This window comes from Acidovorax sp. DMC1 (assembly GCF_056314325.1).
Map to the genome: position 1 here is coordinate 10001 of NZ_JBQUYO010000018.1, position 1499 is coordinate 11499.

Below are 1499 nucleotides of genomic sequence, written 5' to 3' on the forward strand. Positions count from 1 at the left end.
AACTCGGCAAATTGATACCGTAACTTCGGGAGAAGGTATGCCCCAAGTAGGTGAACTCGTACAGAGGGAGCCCAACGGGGTTGCAAAAAATCGGTGGCTGCGACTGTTTAATAAAAACACAGCACTCTGCAAACACGAAAGTGGACGTATAGGGTGTGACGCCTGCCCGGTGCTGGAAGATTAAATGATGGGGTGCAAGCTCTTGATTGAAGTCCCAGTAAACGGCGGCCGTAACTATAACGGTCCTAAGGTAGCGAAATTCCTTGTCGGGTAAGTTCCGACCTGCACGAATGGCGTAACGATGGCCACACTGTCTCCTCCTGAGACTCAGCGAAGTTGAAATGTTTGTGATGATGCAATCTCCCCGCGGAAAGACGGAAAGACCCCATGAACCTTTACTGTAGCTTTGTATTGGACTTTGAACAGATCTGTGTAGGATAGGTGGGAGGCTTTGAAGTGAGGACGCTAGTTCTCATGGAGCCAACGTTGAAATACCACCCTGGTGTGTTTGAGGTTCTAACCTAGGTCCATTATCTGGATCGGGGACAGTGCATGGTAGGCAGTTTGACTGGGGCGGTCTCCTCCCAAAGCGTAACGGAGGAGTTCGAAGGTACGCTAGTTACGGTCGGACATCGTGACGATAGTGCAATGGCATAAGCGTGCTTAACTGCGAGACTGACAAGTCGAGCAGATGCGAAAGCAGGACATAGTGATCCGGTGGTTCTGTATGGAAGGGCCATCGCTCAACGGATAAAAGGTACTCTGGGGATAACAGGCTGATACCGCCCAAGAGTTCATATCGACGGCGGTGTTTGGCACCTCGATGTCGGCTCATCTCATCCTGGGGCTGTAGCCGGTCCCAAGGGTATGGCTGTTCGCCATTTAAAGAGGTACGTGAGCTGGGTTTAAAACGTCGTGAGACAGTTTGGTCCCTATCTTCCGTGGGCGCTGCAGATTTGAGGAAGCCTGCTCCTAGTACGAGAGGACCGGAGTGGACACACCTCTGGTGTATCGGTTGTCACGCCAGTGGCATTGCCGAGTAGCTAAGTGTGGAAGAGATAACCGCTGAAAGCATCTAAGCGGGAAACTCGTTTCAAGATGAGATCTGCCGGGGCCTTGAGCCCCCTAAAGAGTCGTTCAAGACCAGGACGTTGATAGGCTGGGTGTGGAAGCGCAGTAATGCGTTAAGCTAACCAGTACTAATTGCTCGTGCGGCTTGACCCTATAACTTTGATAGCCAACACGCACACCACAATGGTTGTGTGAAAAGCTCAAAGTCTGTTATGCCAAGTTAGACGCAGTCAAATACACACAATCTGATTCCAGACTCTATGAATTCGTTGTGTTGCCCCAAAAGCAGCACGACAACAAGTTATGCCTGATGACCATAGCAAGTTGGTCCCACTCCTTCCCATCCCGAACAGGACAGTGAAACGACTTTGCGCCGATGATAGTGCGGGTTCCCGTGTGAAAGTAGGTCATCGTCAGGCTCTTACAGC

The 1499-nt window shown here is 51.0% G+C and carries 2 rRNA genes (1 of these 2 cut by a window edge); both read left to right on the forward strand.

Features of this window, described 5'->3' with window-relative positions:
- Nucleotides 1-1224: ribosomal RNA gene (locus ACT531_RS21695) — 23S ribosomal RNA — on the forward strand (it extends 1655 nt beyond the left edge of the window).
- A 153-nt stretch (nt 1225-1377) separates the two neighbouring features.
- Nucleotides 1378-1490, forward strand: a 5S ribosomal RNA gene (gene rrf / locus ACT531_RS21700).
- Nucleotides 1491-1499: the final 9 nt, after the last annotated feature.